Below are 18,084 nucleotides of genomic sequence, written 5' to 3'. Positions count from 1 at the left end.
ATCAATTGCCAGATGAAGGGCGGTTCCGCGCCTTTCGGAAAGGAAAAGCGAAATGTACAATTTCGAGTTCAAGAACCCCTCGACCATTGCTGATGCGGTTGCCGCGTTGGCGGGAGAGGATGCACAGGCGTTGGGGGGCGGTCAGACCCTGATCCCGACGATGAAGCAGAGACTGGCCTCACCCGCGACGCTGGTGAGCCTGGGTGGCATTCCCGAGTTGAAGGGGGTGTGTGTCGAAGATGATGGGTCGATTTCGATTGGAGCGGCAACCACGCATGCCACGGTAGCGGCAGAAGTTGCGGGCAAGTATCCCGCACTGGCTGATTTGGCGGGGCATATCGGTGATCCCGCTGTTCGCAACAGGGGCACGATAGGCGGGTCCTTGGCCAACAACGATCCGGCGGCGTGCTACCCTGCAGCTGCATTGGGGTCAGGCGCGACCATTCGTACGAATGCGCGCGAAATCGCTGCGGATGACTTCTTTCAGGGCATGTTCACGACAGCACTGGACGAGGGCGAACTGATAACGACGGTCCGGTTCCCGGTACCGCAGGCAGCAAGCTACCAGAAGTTTCTGCAGCCTGCCTCGCGCTTTGCGCTGGTGGGTGTTTTCCTTGCCCGCTTTGCGGACGGGGTGCGCGTTGCCGTGACCGGAGCCAGCGAAGACGGCGTGTTCCGTTGGAGCGAAGCCGAGCAGGCGTTGAGCAAGGAGTTCCGGCCCGATGCCATTATGGATCTTCGGGTCAACCCGATGAACATGATCGGAGATCTGCACGGCAGCAAAGACTACCGCGCCCATCTGGTTGGCGTCATGACCCGGCGGGCGGTTCAGGCCTGCATGTGACGCGGTCGCAGTGACTGCTTTGAGCCCCGGACGTGTTCCGGGGCTTATTTCTTTTTTGCCACACGCGGAAGCCTTTTGGGCTGCCAGTAGGCTCCGGCATCCTCGCGCGCTTTCTGATAGTCCTGAACCCGGTGATAAGCCGCGTCGCCCTTGATTGCGAAAAGGTGGCTCAGAAGAACTTCGAGAACGGCCATCGCTCCGGAGAAGCTGGAGAACTGATGCTGAGATCGGGTGCTGACGGTCAGCGTCACGTCCGCCTCAACCCCCGGGGCAATGACATCGCTGTCAGCGAGCAGAACAACGCGCCTACCCCTTTCCCGGGCAAACCGGATGGCACGTATCGTGTCAGCAGAATAGGGATGAACGGTGATCGCGAACAGGCAGTCGGTTTCGCCCGCGCTCAGAAGGTCGTCGATGGCCGACCCCATATGTCTGGGGATCAACTGCATTCCCGGGTGGGCCATGCGTCCGGCGTAGTGGAAGTAATAGGCCAAGGCATAGCTTGCGCGGGTTGCAGTGACCAAGCACTGGGGAGCATCGGACATCAGTGTGACTGCGGATCTGACCTTGCCCGGGTCCAGCTGGCGCAACGAACGTGACACAACGTTCATCTCGTTGCGGGCATAGTTGGCCTGTGCCGACGCAAAGGCATCGCCGGCATTCAACTGGGTCAGCCAATCCCGGCTGAGGCGGTCTTCGCTGTCTGTCACAAGATCCCTGCGGAAAGGGCGGCGAAAGGCTTCGAAGCCGTCAAAACCAAGATGCTGTGCTAGGCGAACGATCACGTTTGTGCTGACGCCGATCTTTTCGGCAGACACGCGGATGGAGTCGATTCCGAAATCGCCCGGATGGTCGATGATGTATTTTGTTGCGGCCTGCAATTGGGCCGGTAAATGGTCGATCTCTCGGCGCAGCCGATCCATCAGGTGGTGAGTTGAGGGTGTCATGATGGGAGAAAAACAAATGTTATGATCAATGCAAGAGAAAAACATCCTCACACGAGCTAAGCACGCAAGAAACCGATAGGATGATTCAATGTCTGACACACAGGCTTCGTCGTTTCCGTATGTTTTGGTCGCACCGAACGGTGCGCGACGCAGTCATGCGGATCACCCCGCCGTGCCGGTTTCGACCGGTGAGATTGTGGAGACGGCCATTGCCTGCCACGCGGCCGGGGCAAACGGGTTGCACCTGCATGTCAGGGATGGGCAGGGCGCTCATTCTCTGGATGCAGGGCGCTATCGGGAGGCTATGGCCGAGCTTGCCCGAACCGTGCCCACGATGGATGTTCAGATCACGACCGAGGCCGCCGGTATCTACGACGTTTCTGCGCAGTTGGAGTGCCTGCAGCAGGTGGCCCCGAAATGGGCTTCGATCTCGGTTCGGGAAATTGCGCGCGCGCCCGATCTGGCCCCGCGGGTTTATGGGCTGTGCGCGGAACAGGGAACTCGGGTGCAGCATATCCTGTACGATTCGACGGATGCGGATCTGCTGGAGCGATGGCAGTCGGATGGGATCGTGCGGCGCGAGCAGGAAGACCGCTTGCTGGTCTTGGGACGCTATACCACCGGGCAGGAATCCCAACCGGCGGACCTGGAGGCCTTTCCCGCTGCTCGCACGCCTTGGATGGTTTGTGCGTTCGGGCGTCTGGAACACGCCTGTCTGGCGGCTGCGGCCGCTCGTGGCGGCGATGTCAGGGTCGGTTTTGAGAACAGCCTGACGAACTCGGATGGAACCCGATGGACGGACAACGCGGCCTCGGTCGCGGCGTTGATCGCTTTGCTGAAAGGACACTGACATGAGCCATGTTTTTCCGCGCCACACCAAGGCGGAATTGCCGATCGCTGTCGGCGGTGACGGGTGCTATTTGATCGACGCACAGGGCAAACGGTATCTCGACTGCGGGGATGCGGCCGTGTCGTGTCTGGGACATTCAAACCCGGCAGTGATCCACGCGGTGCAGGAGCAGGTCCAGAAGATCGCTTTTGCCCATACTGGTTTCATGACCTCGGAACCGGCCGAATCCCTAGCAGATCTGCTGATCCAGCACGCGCCCGGATCGTTGGACCGGGTCTATTTCGTGTCCGGTGGGTCCGAGGCGACCGAGGCCGCGATCAAGCTGGCGCGCCAGTACTTCCTGGAAATCGGGCAATCCGAGCGGTCTCGGGTCATCGCACGGCGGCAGAGCTATCATGGCAATACGCTGGGCGCGCTTTCAGCGGGCGGAAATGCATGGCGACGGACCCAATTCGCACCGATGCTGATCGAGATGAGCCATATCGCGCCCTGCTACGAATATGCCGAAAAGCCCGAAGGCGAGAGCAGCTATGACTATGGTCAACGCGTGGCGAACGAGCTTGAGGTGGAGATCAAGCGGCTGGGACCCGAGACCGTGATGGCGTTTATGGCGGAACCGGTGGTTGGGGCCACGTTGGGCGCCGTCCCCGCGGTCGAGGGGTATTACAAGCGAATTCGCGAAATCTGTGATCAATACGGCGTGTTGTTGATCCTGGACGAGGTCATGTGCGGCATGGGCCGGACCGGCCACCTTTTTGCCTGCGACCACGATGGAGTGGCGCCGGATATTCTTTGCATCGCCAAGGGCTTGGGGGCTGGATATCAACCCATCGGTGCCACGTTGTGCACGGATCAGATTTATGACGCCATCCGAAATGGCTCGGGTTTCTTTCAGCACGGCCATACCTATGTCGGGCACCCGGTCGCCACAGCTGCAGCTCTCGCCGTGGTGACAGAGCTTACCTCGCGCGATTTGCCGGCCCGTGCCCGCAACATGGGTGACAAACTGCAAGCCAAACTCGAAGCAGCCTTCGGCCAGCATCCCAATGTCGGGGACATCCGTGGTCGGGGCCTGTTCCGAGGCATCGAACTGGTGGCTGACAGAGATACGCGCGAACCGTTTGACCCGACCCGGGGAGTGGCGGCCAAGATCAAAAAAGCCGCCGTCGAAGCGGGGTTGATCTGCTATCCGATGTCCGGAACACGCGACGGCAGGAGAGGCGACCATGTGCTTCTGGCCCCGCCATTCATCATCGAAGAGCCGCAGTTGGACGAACTGGTGGACAAGCTGTCGGTTGCGATTTCCAAAGCAATCTGACACGCCGTTCTGACTGTGACCCACAAACAAAAAAGCTCCCTCGAACGAGGGAGCTTTGGTCACTCGGATCCATGTGCCGTCACTTCTGGGGAAGCGGTCCGATCATCATGATCATCTGGCGGCCTTCCATCTTCGGCATGTTTTCGATCTTGCCGATTTCTTTGATGTCTTCCGCCACGCGCTCAAGCAGTTCACGTCCAAGGTTCTGGTGCGCCATTTCCCGACCGCGGAAGCGCAGAGTCACTTTGACCTTGTCGCCATTCTCGAGAAACTTGAAAACGTTCCGCATCTTGACGTCGTAGTCATGCGTATCGGTGTTGGGCCGGAACTTGACCTCTTTCACCTCGATGATCTTCTGTTTCTTGCGGGCTTCGGCTTCGCGCTTCTGCGTTTCGTACTTGAACTTGCCAAAGTCCATGATCTTGCAGACCGGCGGATTCGCGTTGGGCGAGATCTCGACCAGATCAAGACCGGCATCGGCCGCCATCTGCATGGCCTTGGCGGGATGAACCACCCCGACATTCTCACCTTCGGCGCCGATCAGGCGAATTTCGGGGGCACGGATCTTTTCATTGACGCGCGGGCCGGTGTCGCGTTGCGGCGGCGCGTTGTGAGGTCTGCGAGCTATGGGTTCATTCCTTTGATAATTGCAGAATTTCGAGCCCGGAATTTAAACTGAGACCCTGCGTCTTTCAAGCGGGATAACGCGGGCCAGGTGCGAAAATCTCTGCCCCCGCCGCGCGAAAGGCAGCGGCCGGCGCATGGAGCGCCGGCCGGGTTCGATCTCAGCCGACAAAGGCCTTTTCGATCACGAACTCCTTGGGGTCGGAATTGGCGCCTTCGCGCAGGCCGAATTCTTCAAGAATGGCCTTGATGTCGTGGTTGAAGGCCAGGCTGCCGCAGACCATGGCGCGGTCGGTCTCGGGCTTGATGCCGCCTTCGATGCCCAGGTCATTGAAAACAGTTCCGTCCTTCAGCAGGTCGGTGATCCGGCCCATCTTGGGGCTCTGTTCGCGGGTGGTCGTCGGGTAATAGCGGATCTTGTCGGCGAAACCTTCGCCGATCAGTTCGGCCAGCAACTCGTCCTTGCGGATGCTTTCGATCAGCTGGCGGCCATATTCCAGTTCCGCCACCTCGCGGCAGGTGTGGGTGATGATGACCTCATCGTAGTCCTCATAGGTCTGCGGCTCGCGCAGCAGCGAAGCAAACGGGGCAAACCCGGTTCCGGTGGCAAAGAACCACAAGCGCTTGCCCGGCAACAGTGCATCATGCACCAGCGTACCCACAGGTTTGGGCCGCAGAATGATCTGATCGCCGGGCTGGATGTGCTGCAGTTTCGAGGTCAGCGGGCCGTCCTGCACCTTGATCGAATAAAATTCCAGTTCCTCGTCCCACGACGGCGACGCGATCGAATAGGCGCGCAGCAACGGTTTCCCGTTGTCGCCCAAGAGGCCGATCATAACGAATTCGCCCGAGCGGAAGCGCAGCGATTGCGGACGCGTGACCTTGAACGAAAACAGGCGGTCGGTCCAGTGTTGCACTTCCAGAACGGTCTGGGCGTCCGGCAGGACGGGGGCCTTTACGGCGGTGGCTTCGGTCACGGGCTTCATCTCTGTCATCGTTTCACTACCGGTCTGGTAAACCGGCATCTCCGTTTAAGCTTTGATCCAGGTCAGGAAAAGGGGGCAGATTGCCCCGATCGTTGCGTCAGCCGCGCAGGCGGGCCTGATAGTCGTGGTCCTGCCAGTTGGCGCGGGCCAGCCATTGGTCCTCGGGCTGGCGGGTGGCAAGGTCTGCGTCAATCTCGACTTCGTCGAAGCCGCTGCGCCGGGCCATCGCGTATTGGTCGGCCAACACATGTCCTTTCGCGCGCAGGCGGCCTTCATAGCCCTTCAGGCGCAGCGTGCGGGCAATGGTAAAGCCTCGGCCATCGGCAAAGGACGGAAAGTCGACGCGCACCATGCGCGTGTTTCCAAGCCGTTCGAACAATTCGTCGGGGTCCGTATCCGAGGTGACGTCCAGTGCGATCACATCGTTTGCGGCATCCTCAAGGGTGACAAATCCGTCGGTCCAGTCATCAGGGGCAAAGCCCCGGTCATTCACGATCACATTCATGTTTTCTCTCCGCTGCGTACCATTTTGCCGTCGACGAAATGGATGCCGCATTCTTCCTTGTTCTGATCGCGCCAGCGTCCGGCGCGAGGGTCTTCGCCATCCTTCACCGGCGAGGTGCAGGGCGCACAGCCGATCGAGGGATAGCCCTTTGCCACCAACGGATGCCGGGGCAGGCGGTTTTCTTCCATGTAGGCGCGCACGTCCTGAGGCGCCCAATGCGCCAGAGGGTTCACCTTGATCCGGCCGGTGCCGTCCTCGACCTCGAAGAACTCGAGCGTGGCGCGGGTGCCGGATTGGAACCGCTTGCGTCCGGTAATCCAGCCTTCATATCTCGCCAAGGCCCGCTGCAAGGGGAAGGTCTTGCGCAGGTTGCAGCAGGCATCCATGTCACGCAGCCGCAGCGCGCCATAAGGGTCTTCGCGCTGAATATCCTCGTCATCTGCGCGGATGATCTGGACGTTCTTCAGGCCCAGACGCTCGCTGACCTCATGCTGGTATTCCAGCGTTTCGGTAAACAGCATCATCGTGTCGATGAACAGGACCGGCGTGGCCTTGTCGACCACGGCAGCCATGTGCAGTAACACCACCGACTCGGCACCGAAGCTGGAGACCAGCGCCAGGTTGCCCGCCTCCTCAAGCGCACCATGCATGACGTCATGTGCGCTGTGGTGGCGGAACCGGGCGTTCAGCGCCTCGACCTTTTCGGTCAGTTCGCGTCGTTCCCGGCCCAGTTCCGTCTGGATCAGGTCAAGCGGCATTGGCCCGCGCCTCAGGGTAGAGGGCCGCCTTGAATGGCGCCATTCCAACACGGCGGTAGGTTTCCAAAAAAGTCTCCTCGGCGCTTGTGCGCTGTTCCAGATAGGTTTCCACGATACGTTCGACCGCGGGCACGATCTCGTCATAGGCAAAGCCCGGACCGGTACGGTCGCCGATGGCGGCCGTTTCGGTGGCGTCTCCTCCCAGCGTGATCTGGTAGTTTTCGACGCCCGCGCGATCCAGACCCAGGATGCCGATGTGACCCACGTGGTGATGCCCGCAGGCGTTGATGCAGCCCGAGATCTTGATCTTCAGGTGGCCGATGTCGTGCTCCAGCTTCAGCTCGTCGAACCGGGTCGCGATCTGCTGCGCCACCGGTATCGAGCGGGCCGTTGCCAGTGCGCAGTAGTCCATGCCGGGGCAGGCGATGATGTCGCTGATCAACCCGATATTGGCGGTGGCGAGCCCGTGCTCTTTCAGCTTGACGTGGATCGCGGGCAGGTCCGATTTGTGGACATGCGGCAGGATCACGTTCTGCTCGTGGCTGATGCGCAGCTCGTCATAGGCGTATTGCTCGGCCAGATCGGCCATCACGCGCATCTGCTCGGCGGTTGCGTCACCCGGCGTCTGGCCGTGTTTCTTGATCGAAATCGTGACGATCGCGTGATCCGCCTGCTTGTGCGGCGCAATGTTGGTGTCGATCCACGAGCGGAATACCGGGTCGTTCGAATAGGCGCTCTCGAACGCCGCGACCGAGCCTTCGCGGAAGGCGGGCGGGGCGAAATGCGCCTTGATCTGATCCAGCAGCGCCATGTCGGCGCCCTTGAATTGCGGGCGGACTTGCAGGAAGCGCTCGTTCACCTTGGCGCGGATCGCGTCGATGCCGTGTTCATGCACGGTGATCTTGATGCGGGCCTTGTACTTGTTGTCCCGGCGGCCGATCTGGTTCCAGACCGAAACGGTGGCTTCCAGGTAGGCCAGCAGGTCGTCGAAGGCCACGAAGTCGGACAATTCCTTGCCGATCATCGGCGTGCGGCCCAAGCCGCCCCCCACCAGAACGCGGGCACCCAGAACGCCGTCGCGCTCGACCAGTTGCAGGCCGATGTCATGGGCCTTGATCACGGCGCGGTCATGCTCGGACCCGGTGATGGCGATCTTGAACTTGCGCGGCATGAACTGGAACTCCGGGTGGTCGGTGGACCACTGGCGCAGCAGCTCGGCATAGGGGCGCGGATCGGCGATTTCATCCGCGGCGGCACCGGCGAAATGGTCCGCGGTCACATTGCGGATGGTGTTGCCGCTGGTCTGGATCGCGTGCAGGCCGACCTCGGCCAGCGCGTCCAGCATGTCAGGCACGTCGCGCAGCTTGGGCCAGTTGTACTGGATGTTCTGGCGCGTGGTGAAATGGCCATAACCCTTGTCCCACTTCTCGGCCAGCAGAGCCAGTTGGCGCATCTGGGCGCTGTTGAGCGTGCCATAGGGGATCGCCACCCGCAGCATGTAGGCGTGCAGCTGCAGATACAGGCCGTTCATCAGGCGCAGCGGCTTGAACTCGTCCTCGGTCAGCGAGCCGTCGATGCGGCGTTCGACCTGGGCGCGGAACTGTGCGTTGCGCTCTGCCAGGAATGCTTTGTCAAACTCGGAGTAGCGGTACATCTTTGGCTGTCCTTTGTTGCAGCCCCGGATCCGGGGCCTTTTTACGGGGAGAGAGGGGCCTGAGGTCAGACCCGGGGCTGCGGGGAAGATTCCTGTTTGCCGTGGGCATAGTTGGACGGACCAGTCCGGCGGAAGTCTTCCCGAAAATGGGTGGGTTCAGGACCGTTTTCGCCTGCAACGACATCTGCGAGATAGGCACCTACGATCTTGTCGACTTGCTTCTGGGCATCCAGAAGACGCAGCTGAGCGTGCGCTTCGTCGGTGATCAGTTCGGCCTCGCGCAGATCGCGCGACCAACGGTCATCGGCGGTCAGATAGATCACGTCGCCTTCCAGCAGGTCATTTGCGGTAACGACTTTAGGGGTGAAAGCGCGGGCCATCAGGCAAGCTCCTTGTTGAATTCGGTGACGGCTTTGGCCGCGTCGCGCGGGGCCAGGCCATAGAATGTGAGTGCAGGACCGTCGAGGCCGGCAGCGGCGAGGTCTGCAGGCAGTTGATCCAGCGTCGTGGCGACAACGCGCTGATCAGGTCGCGAGGCATTTTCGACCAGCGTGACCGGCGTGGCGCGATCGGCGCCGTGCATGATCAGGCGTCCTTGGATGAAACGGGCGGATTTCTTGCCCATGTAGATGGCTGCAACCGACCCCGGACGGGCCAGCGCAGCCCAGTCGTGATCGGCAAAGCCCTGCATGTCGTGCCCGGTCAGAAACCGGACCGAGGAGTTTCGGCCGCGTCGGGTCAGGCTTTGGCCAATTCCGGCCACCGCCGCCGAGGCAGCGGTAATGCCAGGAACGATCGTCCACGGGATGCCGGCGGCGTCCAGCGCATCGATCTCTTCGTCCAGCCGGCCGAAGAGGGTCGCGTCACCGGATTTGAGGCGAACGACCCGCTGTCCCTTGAGTGCGTAGTCAACCAGCAATGCGTTGATGTCATTCTGCTTCCAGGACGGACCAAAGCCGGCCTTGCCCACGTCGACCAGCCGGGCGTTCTGGCCGGCCAGTTGCAAAACTTCTGGGCTGATCAGGCGATCATGCAAAACAACCTCGGCCCGCTGGAATGCGGACAGGGCCTTGAGAGTCAGCAATTCAGGATCACCGGGTCCTGCGCCGACGAAGTCGACCTGTCCCGTTTGTCCTTTTGTCTGCGCGGCCTTCATTGGGTAGCCCTGGCTGTTGTTTGACTTGGCCCTCAATATAGGAAATATTCCCGCCCAGATGCCATATTGCCGATCAAAAAAGGACAGGCGTTCTGAAATGCGCGGCAGGCGGAACATGGGTTTTCATTCGGAAGGAAAATTGGAATGTCGGTTCGAATAGACGACACGGATCGGAAAATTCTGGCCGAGCTGCAGCGAGACGCCAGTCAATCGCTGGACGAAATCGCGGCCAAGGTGGGCAGTTCAAAGACACCCGTTTGGAATCGGATCCGCAAGATGAAAGGGGCCGGAATCATCGGTCAGCAGACCGTTCTGCTGGACGCAGAGGCGCTGGGTTTCGAGGCGACGTTCTTTGTTCTGATCCGAACCTCCGAGCATGAGGCGGACTGGCAACGCAAGTTCCTGCAGGCCCTGCGTGATCGTCCCGAAGTTCAAGAGGCGCACCGCCTGGCTGGCGACATCGACTACATTCTGAAAGTTCGGGTCAGGAACGCACGGGCCTACGATGCTTTTTACCAGGCGCTGATCTCGGAGGTGCGCGTGCACAACGTCACCGCGCTGTTGTCGATGGAAGAAATCAAATCGACCACCATGCTGCCCCTGAACGCCCTGGCCGACACCTGATCGACGCTCAGGCTTGGACCAAAAGTCGTGTCAGCCCGTGGAAATGGTACGTGTTGGCATATTCCGGAGATTCGGCCAGTCGCAGGCCCGGACAACGGTCAAAAAGAACCGGCAGGGCAATCCGCATTTCCAGCCGGGCCAGCGGGGCGCCGACGCAGAAATGCAAACCACCGCCAAAGCTCGTGTTGGCCTGAATGCTGCGGGTCGGGTCGAATTTGTCCGGGTCGGTCCAGACGTCCGGGTCACGGTTGGCGGCCCCAAGCATCAACGCCACCTGATCGCCGCGGGCAAACTGATGGCCAAAAACCTCGACGTCCTCATAGGCATAGCGCGTGAACATATGTAGCGGCGGGTCGAAGCGCAGGATCTCCTCGACCGTCATATCGATTGTGTCCGGGCCCAGGGCATCAGGGCTGGTTTCGGACTCCAAAAGTGTTTTGACGCCGTTGCCCAGCGAATGAACGGTTGCCTCATGGCCGGCGTTCAACAAAAGGATACAGGTTGCGATCAACTCGTCGCGTGACAGTTTCTCGCCGTCTTCCTCTGCCGTGATCAAACGGGTGATCAGATCGTCTTTCGGTTCGGATCGGCGGTGAGAGACGTAGTCGTTCAGAAATGCCGAGAACTCGGCGGCGGCCTGTGCTGCCTGATCTTCGGTCTCACGGGTGCGGCTGGCCTGATACATGGCGACCATGGCGTGGGACCACTGCAACAACTGCGGTGCCATGCTTTCGGGTACACCCAGCAACCGGCAGATCGTGATCACAGGAACCTGCGTGCAATAGGCATCCAGAAGGTCGAATGGAGCATCGGGGAACGCGTCGATCAGGTTGTGACACAGTTTTTCGATGTCCGGTGCAAGCGCTCCGATAGCCCGCGAGGTAAAGGCGCGCAGAACCAGAGCGCGAAGGCGGGTATGGCGTGGAGGTTCGGCTTCGAGCAGGGAATGCGCTTCGATCGTCAGCCACGGCGCAAGGTGATCGGGGCCTTTTGTGGCCATCTCTGGCGGTACTTCGCGTCCGAAACGCCGATCGCGCAAAAGCGCCTGGACGGCCGCGTGAGACATCGCGGCGGGCATGTCGTAGTCCTGCCAGTACACCAGGTCACCCTGATCGCGCGCTGTCCGGTAGAAAGGGTAGGGGTTTTGAACAAATTCGGGCTCGGTCGGAGATTGGTGCACGGTCTTCATGCGGCGCAGACTTGCCATGCGGCGCTGTGAATGCAAGACCCTGTTTCATGCAAAGAGTTTGGGTCACGATTGGTTTCCTGTTCGCGGTCGCGCTGTTGTCGGCGGCCGTCTGGTCTTATGGGTACCGGCAGGCGCTCTCTCAGCTTAGCGAGAAGGCCGAGGCCGATCTGGAGTTGGCGTCGGATCGTCTGAGCACTCAGTTGCAGGTCTATCAGGAACTTGCGGTGCTGATGGCCGAGCATCCCGCACTGCGGGCGTTGGACACCAGCGACGGGAGGCGGGCGGCGCAGGCGCTTCTGCTGGAGGTCGCGGACAAGACCTCGGCTGTGGATGTACTTTATGCGGACAAGACTGGGCGCGTTCTGGCCGCTGCGCGGGACGTGGTGAATGGCAACATGGCCGATCAGCCCGCGTTTCAACGCGCGCTGCACGGCGCTCTTGGCAGCTCGCACGGGGTTTTGCGCGACACGGGAAACCGGATCTATTCCTATGCGGCGCCTGCGTTTTCCGAGGATGGTCAGGTAACCGGAGCCCTGATGGTCATCGCGGATGTCGAAGACGTTGAAAGCACGTGGCGCGGCAGTACCGAGGCGGTGTTTTTTGTGGATCGTTCTGGCTCGGTCTTCATTTCCAACCGGTCCGAACTGCTGTTTTGGCAACGTCCGCCGGGGCAGATCGGCTTGCAGCCGGCTGATGGCAAGCCGGGCGCGTTTTCGTCTACACGCATGGGCCCGCACGAACTATGGTCGATCGGCTGGAGCCCGTACCTGCCGGATCGCGCCCTGCACCTGACCCGCGATCTGCCGGTGATCGGAATGACCGGCGAAGTCTTGATGGATGTGACGCCGGCACGACGTCTGGCCGGATTGCAGGCCGCCGCGGTCGCAGCGATCTGCCTTGCCTTTGGCGCGTTGCTGTTTCTGGCGACCGAACGGCGGCGTACTCTGGCCGAAGCCAATGCGGTGCTGGAGAGCCGGGTGGCCCAGCGGACCCGCGCTTTGACGGCCGCAAACGTGGCGCTGCGCCGCGAGGTGGCCGAGCGGCAAGAGGCCGAGGCGGCGTTGAAACGCGCGCAAGACGATTTGGTTCAGGCCGGCAAGCTGAGCGCTCTGGGGAAAATGTCGGCGGGCATCAGCCACGAATTGAATCAGCCGCTGATGGCGATCCGGCAATACGCCGACAATGGCACGGCCTTTCTGGCGCAGGGCAAGCCCGAAAAGGCCCGCGAAAACCTGGGGCGAATCTCGGACATGGCTGCCCGTATGGCACGCATTATCAAGAACTTGCGAGCCTTTGCCCGCAATGAGAGTGAGCCGATGGGCAAGGTCGATCTGGTTCAGGTGCTCAACACCGCCGTCGAACTGACCGACGGCCGGTTGCGCTCGGACGGGGTCAAGTTGATCTGGCAACCGCCCAATGCACCTGTCTTTGCCTGGGGCGGTGAGGTGCGGCTGGTGCAGGTCTTCGTCAATCTGATCACCAATGCCGCCGACGCAATGACCGGTCGCGAAACCCGAAGCCTCACGATCTCGCTGACCCGTGGCGAGCGGTTGATGGTCGCGGTGCGCGATACCGGCCCGGGCATTCAGGATCCCGATCGCGTTTTTGAGCCGTTCTACACGACCAAAAGCGTTGGTTCATCCGAGGGAATGGGCCTTGGCCTTTCGATCTCATACGGTTTGGTCCAGAGTTTCGGAGGCGAGATACGCGGCGCGAACATGCCCGATGGAGCAGAATTCACCGTCGAGTTGGAACCTTTTGAAAAGGAAGCCGCGGCATGATCCGAACGGTTCTATTGGTCGATGACGACGCCGCCGTGCGTGAGGCACTGGCCCAGACTCTGGAGCTTGCGGACTATTCCGTAATTGCAGCTGGATCGTTTGTGGCTGCCAAGGACCATATCCGGGACGATTTTCCCGGTGTGATTGTCTCGGATATTCGGATGCCGGGACGGGACGGGTTTCATCTTCTGTCCTATGCCCGAGAGGTCGACTCGGAGTTGCCGGTCGTTCTGCTGACCGGCGAGGGCGACATACCGATGGCGGTGCAGGCCATGGGGCAGGGCGCGTTCGACTTTCTTGAGAAGCCCTGCGCCGCCGCCGATCTGCTTGCGGTTCTGAGCCGCGCATTTGCTGCGCGCAATCAGGTATTGGACGACCGGGCAGCCAAGCGCGAACTGGAGAAGGGTGATCCGGCGGCCCGCTTGTTGTTCGGTTTGTCACCGCAGGCTGATGCATTGCGGAACAGGGTGCGCAGCGTTGCCCCAACTCAAGCCGAAGTTCTGGTCACCGGACCGCCCGGCAGTGGCATTTCCAAAGTCGCCGAAGTCATCCATTTGATGTCACCCCGCGCGCAGGGGCCGTTCGTCAAGCGCCCGGCGTCAGGGCTGGGGGCGGATGCCCTGCAGGCGATATGCAAGGATGCGGCAGCCGGATCGTTGTTTCTGGATGAAGTCTCGGCCATGCCCGAGGCGACGCAATATGCGGCCCTGGAGATGATCGAAAACGGGCCCGGAGTACGCATCATCGCCGGTACAACCGCGGACCTGTCCGAGATGGCGGCCGAGGGTCGGTTCAATGCCGATTTGTTCTATCGGTTGGATGTGATGCGGGTGCGTGTACCGTCTTTGGCCGAGCGCCCCGAGGACATCCCGGTGATCTTTCGCCACTACGTCGCCCAAGCGGCCGAGCAGGCCGGGATCGCGACACCTGATGTCTCGTCCGAACACTTGGCTTCATTGATGGCGCGAGACTGGCCCGGCAACGCGCGTTCGCTGATGTCGGCGGCGATGCGTTTTGTTCTGGGGATGCCCGAGGATGTCGCTGCAGCGGCCGACCTTGGGCTGAACGAGCAGATGGCGCGCGTTGAGCGCTCGTTGCTGATCGCGGCCTTGGGTCGTCACAACGGAAGGGCGTCGGACGCGGCCAAGTCCCTGAAACTGCCGCGCAAGACGTTCTACGACAAATTGGCCCGCTACGGCATACGCCCTGAAGACTATCGGCGCTGACGCGGAACGATTCGCCCGGTGATTCGATGTGTGTGCGGATTTCCGCACACTTGCGCATTTGGGTGTGCGGTTTCCCGCACAAATGTCTGCGATAACAAAATACTCATTGCGGATGTTCTATTTAAACTACGGAAAAGTAATTAGAAAATCTGTCTGCTACCAGCCGTTCTCGAATTGTTGAACGGTGTCCGTCGATTCGTTTCACTCTTGCGCATCCGGCATCCCCATGGATGTCAAAGGAAGTTTCTTTGGAAGTCTGGGAGGAAAAGACAGATGAAATTCCTGGCAACAGCCGCCACCGCGCTTGCGCTTTCCGTTACCGCAACAGCGGGCTTCGCTGCCTGTGACGATGGCGAGATCGTCGTCAAGTTCGCGCATGTGACGAACACCGACAAACACCCCAAGGGTATCGCCGCATCGCTGCTCGAGCAGCGCGTCAATGACGAGATGAACGGCGTCATGTGCATGGAGGTCTATCCGAACTCGACCTTGTACAACGACGACAAGGTGCTGGAGGCGATGCTGCAGGGCGACGTGCAACTGGCCGCCCCGTCGCTTTCGAAGTTCGAGAAGTTCACCAAGCAGTTCCGCCTGTTCGACCTGCCGTTCATGTTCAAGAACATCGACGCCGTTGATGCGTTCCAGGCCTCGGCGGATGGCCAGGCCATGAAAGACAGCATGCAGCGCCGCGGCCTGCAGGGTCTGGCGTTCTGGCACAACGGCATGAAGCAGATGTCGGCCAACAAGCCGCTGATCGATCCTTCGGACGCCAATGGCCTGAAGTTCCGCGTTCAGTCTTCGGACGTGCTGGTTGCGCAGATGGAGGCCATCGGCGGCAGCCCGCAGAAAATGGCATTCTCGGAAGTTTATGGTGCTCTGCAGCAGGGCGTTGTGGACGGTCAGGAGAACACCTGGTCGAACATTTACGGCAAAAAGTTCTTCGAAGTGCAGGATGGCATCACCGAAACCAACCACGGCATCATCGACTATCTGGTCGTGACTTCGGTCGACTGGCTGGACAGCCTGGATCCGGAAGTGCGCGAGCAGTTCTTGACGATCCTGGCCGAGGTGACCGAAGAGCGTAACCAAGAGGCGTTTGCGGTCAACGAAAAGGCCAAGCAGGCAATCGTCGACGCGGGCGGCACGATCCGCGAGCTGACGCCCGAGCAGCGTCAGGCCTGGGTTGATGCGATGAAGCCGGTTTGGGACAAGTTCTCCGGTGACGTCGGTCAGGACAAGATCGACGCCGCTCAGGCGATCAACGCCGGGTTCTGATCCGACACGCAGGAGTGCTCCGACGGTCGCAAGCCCGCCGGAGCACATACCTGGCGGGCCTGACCACGCCCGCCACCTCGATAAATCAACAAAAATGGGGACAGAAAGATGTCTGGTGCGAAAACCGGCCCCGGTGGGCTGGTCGACCGAATCGAAGAAACCCTGATCGCGTTGCTTCTTGGCCTGATGACGGCCGTGACCTTTGCCAACGTAATCGCGCGTTTCGTCTTCAACTCCAACATCCTTTGGGCGCTAGAGCTGACCGTATTCACCTTCGGATGGCTGGTTTTGCTGGGGGCGTCCTACGCCGTCAAGAAACACGCGCATCTGGGGGTGGATGCCATCCTGAACATGCTGCCACCGGCACCGCGCAGGGTATTGGCACTGATAGCGGTGGGGTGCTGCCTCGTATTCTCGCTGCTGCTGCTGAAGGGGTCCTACGATTACTGGGCGGTCTTCGCTGACCTGCCCCCGACCTCTGGCCGCTGGTTCCCTACGGGCTTTGATTTCGACGCTCGTAGTCAGAGCTTCTACGAGGTGGACGACATCCCTATGGTCGCGCCGCTTCGGTTCCTCGAAGATCTCATCAACTATGGCGAGTACTACGAGAAGCTGCCCAAGGTCGTGCCGTATTTCGTTCTGCCGCTGTCGATGCTGCTGCTGGTGATCCGCTTTGCCCAGGCAGGGCTGCAGATCCTGCGCGGTGAGGCCGACCGTATTGTCGCAAGCCACGAGGTTGAGGACGAGATCGAAGAAGTCCGGGCCCTTAAGGGAGAACACGACTGATGGATGTAGTACTACTTTTTGCCATGGTCGTGGGCCTACTGCTGATCGGCGTTCCGATCGCAGTTGCCCTTGGGCTGAGCTCGACCCTGTTTCTGCTGATCTACTCGGACAGCTCGCTGGCTTCGGTTGCCGGGACCCTGTTCGAGGCGTTTGAGGGCCACTTTACCCTGCTGGCCATCCCGTTCTTCATCCTTGCATCGTCCTTCATGACGACCGGAGGGGTGGCACGCCGGATCATTCGGTTCTCGATCGCCTGCGTTGGTCACCTGCCTGGCGGTCTGGCAATTGCGGGCGTGTTCGCATGTATGCTGTTCGCCGCGCTGTCAGGATCGTCCCCGGCTACCGTTGTTGCGATCGGTTCGATCGTGATCGCCGGTATGCGGCAGGTCGGCTATTCCAAGGAATTCGCAGCGGGCGTCATCTGTAACGCCGGTACGCTGGGTATCCTGATCCCGCCTTCGATCGTTATGGTTGTCTACGCGGCCGCGGTCGAAGTCTCGGTCGGCAGGATGTTTCTGGCCGGTGTCATTCCGGGGCTCATGGCCGGGTTCATGCTGATGGTCACAATCTATGTGATGGCCAAGGTCAAGAACCTGCCGAAAGGTGATTGGAAAGGCTGGGGCGAGATATTTGCGTCGGCACGCGAGGCCGGTTGGGGTCTGTTCCTGATCGTCATCATCCTGGGCGGCATCTACGGCGGTATCTTCACACCGACCGAAGCGGCGGCGGTCGCGGCTGTATACGCCTTCTTCATCGCCAGCTTCGTCTACAAGGACATGGGGCCACTCAGCACCCAGGACGGTGAGCAAAACCTCTCGCTTGTGAAAAAGCCGCTGGCGCTGATCACGGCCTTTTTCCACCCCGACACCAAACATACGCTGTTTGAGGCCGGCAAGCTGACGGTCACCCTGCTTTTCGTCATCGCCAACGCGCTGATCCTCAAGCATGTTCTGACCGATGAGCAGGTGCCGCAGCATATTGCCGGCGCAATGCTGTCGGCGGGTCTGGGGCCGATCACCTTCCTGATCGTGGTCAACGTGATCCTGCTGATCGGCGGTCAGTTCATGGAGCCCTCGGGCCTGCTGGTCATCGTTGCGCCGCTGGTGTTTCCGATTGCTATCGAACTGGGCATCGACCCGATCCATCTGGGCATCATCATGGTGGTGAACATGGAGATCGGGATGATCACGCCGCCCGTGGGTCTGAACCTGTTCGTTACGTCGGGCGTCGCGGGAATGCCGATGATGGCCGTCGTACGCGCGGCACTGCCGTTCCTGGCCGTTCTGTTCGTCTTCCTGATCATGATCACGTATATCCCGTGGCTGTCGACGGTGTTGCCAAACACCTTCATGGGCCCCGAGATCATTACGAACTAGACCATTGCAATCGATCCGAACCGGGCAGCCGGTTCGGATCACTTTTGCGCGGCCGGCCGGCATCTGAAGGGTCGCCTCGCTGAATGGCCGGGCTTGAACTCACCACCGGTTCTTCCCACATAGTGACCGAGGACGACCTCCCCACCATGGGTGATCATTCGGGACGATCCGAAGTTTATTGAGGT

The 18,084-nt window shown here is 60.6% G+C and carries 17 protein-coding genes and 1 pseudogene; 9 read left to right on the top strand and 9 right to left on the bottom strand.

What is annotated here, in order from left to right; genetic code table 11:
- The first annotated feature begins 52 nt into the window (after nucleotides 1–52).
- Nucleotides 53–844, top strand: a complete 792-nt coding sequence (locus tag AC2FNZ_RS18005) for an FAD binding domain-containing protein (protein ID WP_496841480.1) — start codon at nucleotides 53–55, stop codon at nucleotides 842–844.
- Nucleotides 845–888: 44 nt separating this feature from the next.
- On the opposite strand, the gene AC2FNZ_RS18000 is transcribed toward AC2FNZ_RS18005, so the two are convergent.
- Nucleotides 889–1,791 carry a MurR/RpiR family transcriptional regulator gene (locus tag AC2FNZ_RS18000; RefSeq protein ID WP_496841479.1) on the bottom strand — a complete coding sequence of 301 codons (903 nt, stop codon included), beginning with the start codon at nucleotides 1,789–1,791 and terminating at the stop codon, nucleotides 889–891.
- A gap of 88 nt (nucleotides 1,792–1,879) precedes the next feature.
- On the opposite strand from AC2FNZ_RS18000, the gene AC2FNZ_RS17995 reads away from it, so the two are divergent.
- Both AC2FNZ_RS17995 and AC2FNZ_RS17990 read left to right on the top strand, forming a co-directional pair.
- Complete coding sequence (locus AC2FNZ_RS17995) at nucleotides 1,880–2,641, top strand: beta-keto acid cleavage family enzyme (RefSeq protein WP_496841478.1); 762 nt, start codon at nucleotides 1,880–1,882, stop codon at nucleotides 2,639–2,641.
- Between the two features lies 1 nt (nucleotide 2,642).
- Nucleotides 2,643–3,959: an aspartate aminotransferase family protein gene (locus tag AC2FNZ_RS17990; protein ID WP_496841476.1), complete on the top strand. Its 1,317-nt coding sequence runs from the start codon at nucleotides 2,643–2,645 to the stop codon at nucleotides 3,957–3,959.
- Between the two features lie 79 nt (nucleotides 3,960–4,038).
- On the opposite strand, the gene infC is transcribed toward AC2FNZ_RS17990, so the two are convergent.
- The 7 genes and pseudogenes from infC to cobA form a co-directional block, all read right to left on the bottom strand.
- Nucleotides 4,039–4,500: a translation initiation factor IF-3 gene (gene infC, locus AC2FNZ_RS17985; protein WP_254920153.1), complete on the bottom strand. Its 462-nt coding sequence runs from the start codon at nucleotides 4,498–4,500 to the stop codon at nucleotides 4,039–4,041.
- 244 nt (nucleotides 4,501–4,744) lie between these two features.
- The gene (locus tag AC2FNZ_RS17980) at nucleotides 4,745–5,578 is read right to left on the bottom strand and encodes a ferredoxin--NADP reductase (protein WP_496841474.1); all 834 of its coding nucleotides are present in this window, start codon (nucleotides 5,576–5,578) and stop codon (nucleotides 4,745–4,747) included.
- An 88-nt stretch (nucleotides 5,579–5,666) separates the two neighbouring features.
- Nucleotides 5,667–6,074, bottom strand: coding sequence for a DUF934 domain-containing protein (locus AC2FNZ_RS17975; RefSeq protein ID WP_496841473.1), 408 nt, complete (start codon nucleotides 6,072–6,074; stop codon nucleotides 5,667–5,669).
- Entirely contained in the window at nucleotides 6,071–6,832 is a 762-nt protein-coding gene (locus AC2FNZ_RS17970; protein WP_170432902.1) for a phosphoadenylyl-sulfate reductase, read from the bottom strand. Before AC2FNZ_RS17970 ends, AC2FNZ_RS17975 begins: the two co-directional genes overlap by 4 nt.
- The gene (locus AC2FNZ_RS17965; protein ID WP_496833045.1) at nucleotides 6,822–8,486 is read right to left on the bottom strand and encodes a nitrite/sulfite reductase; all 1,665 of its coding nucleotides are present in this window, start codon (nucleotides 8,484–8,486) and stop codon (nucleotides 6,822–6,824) included. Before AC2FNZ_RS17965 ends, AC2FNZ_RS17970 begins: the two co-directional genes overlap by 11 nt.
- A 65-nt stretch (nucleotides 8,487–8,551) precedes the next feature.
- Nucleotides 8,552–8,866 carry a DUF2849 domain-containing protein gene (locus tag AC2FNZ_RS17960; protein WP_093961929.1) on the bottom strand — a complete coding sequence of 105 codons (315 nt, stop codon included), beginning with the start codon at nucleotides 8,864–8,866 and terminating at the stop codon, nucleotides 8,552–8,554.
- Nucleotides 8,866–9,612: pseudogene (gene cobA, locus AC2FNZ_RS17955) on the bottom strand (uroporphyrinogen-III C-methyltransferase); the annotation flags it as partial. The pseudogene cobA and the gene AC2FNZ_RS17960, both read right to left, overlap by 1 nt.
- 174 nt (nucleotides 9,613–9,786) lie before the next feature.
- On the opposite strand from cobA, the gene AC2FNZ_RS17950 reads away from it, so the two are divergent.
- On the top strand, nucleotides 9,787–10,266 hold the full coding sequence (locus AC2FNZ_RS17950) for an Lrp/AsnC family transcriptional regulator (protein WP_093961931.1): 480 nt from the start codon (nucleotides 9,787–9,789) through the stop codon (nucleotides 10,264–10,266).
- Between the two features lie 7 nt (nucleotides 10,267–10,273).
- On the opposite strand, the gene AC2FNZ_RS17945 is transcribed toward AC2FNZ_RS17950, so the two are convergent.
- The gene (locus AC2FNZ_RS17945; protein ID WP_496841656.1) at nucleotides 10,274–11,455 is read right to left on the bottom strand and encodes a cytochrome P450; all 1,182 of its coding nucleotides are present in this window, start codon (nucleotides 11,453–11,455) and stop codon (nucleotides 10,274–10,276) included.
- Nucleotides 11,456–11,502: 47 nt separating this feature from the next.
- On the opposite strand from AC2FNZ_RS17945, the gene AC2FNZ_RS17940 reads away from it, so the two are divergent.
- From AC2FNZ_RS17940 to AC2FNZ_RS17920, 5 genes are all read left to right on the top strand, one after another.
- Complete coding sequence (locus AC2FNZ_RS17940; RefSeq protein ID WP_496841472.1) at nucleotides 11,503–13,236, top strand: sensor histidine kinase; 1,734 nt, start codon at nucleotides 11,503–11,505, stop codon at nucleotides 13,234–13,236.
- Nucleotides 13,233–14,462: a sigma-54-dependent transcriptional regulator gene (locus AC2FNZ_RS17935; protein ID WP_496841471.1), complete on the top strand. Its 1,230-nt coding sequence runs from the start codon at nucleotides 13,233–13,235 to the stop codon at nucleotides 14,460–14,462. Before AC2FNZ_RS17940 ends, AC2FNZ_RS17935 begins: the two co-directional genes overlap by 4 nt.
- A 273-nt stretch (nucleotides 14,463–14,735) precedes the next feature.
- A complete protein-coding gene (locus AC2FNZ_RS17930; RefSeq protein ID WP_170368383.1) occupies nucleotides 14,736–15,737 on the top strand; it encodes a DctP family TRAP transporter solute-binding subunit in 1,002 nt (333 codons plus the stop codon).
- A 108-nt stretch (nucleotides 15,738–15,845) separates the two neighbouring features.
- On the top strand, nucleotides 15,846–16,523 hold the full coding sequence (locus AC2FNZ_RS17925; protein ID WP_093961935.1) for a TRAP transporter small permease: 678 nt from the start codon (nucleotides 15,846–15,848) through the stop codon (nucleotides 16,521–16,523).
- Nucleotides 16,523–17,899 carry a TRAP transporter large permease gene (locus AC2FNZ_RS17920; protein WP_170338824.1) on the top strand — a complete coding sequence of 459 codons (1,377 nt, stop codon included), beginning with the start codon at nucleotides 16,523–16,525 and terminating at the stop codon, nucleotides 17,897–17,899. The genes AC2FNZ_RS17925 and AC2FNZ_RS17920 overlap by 1 nt, the downstream gene beginning before the upstream one ends.
- Nucleotides 17,900–18,084 lie beyond the last annotated feature (185 nt).

This window comes from Ruegeria sp. SAZA006 (assembly GCF_059613465.1).
The sequence above is the reverse complement of the archived record's forward strand: the minus strand, read 5'-3'. Positions and strand labels throughout refer to the sequence as shown.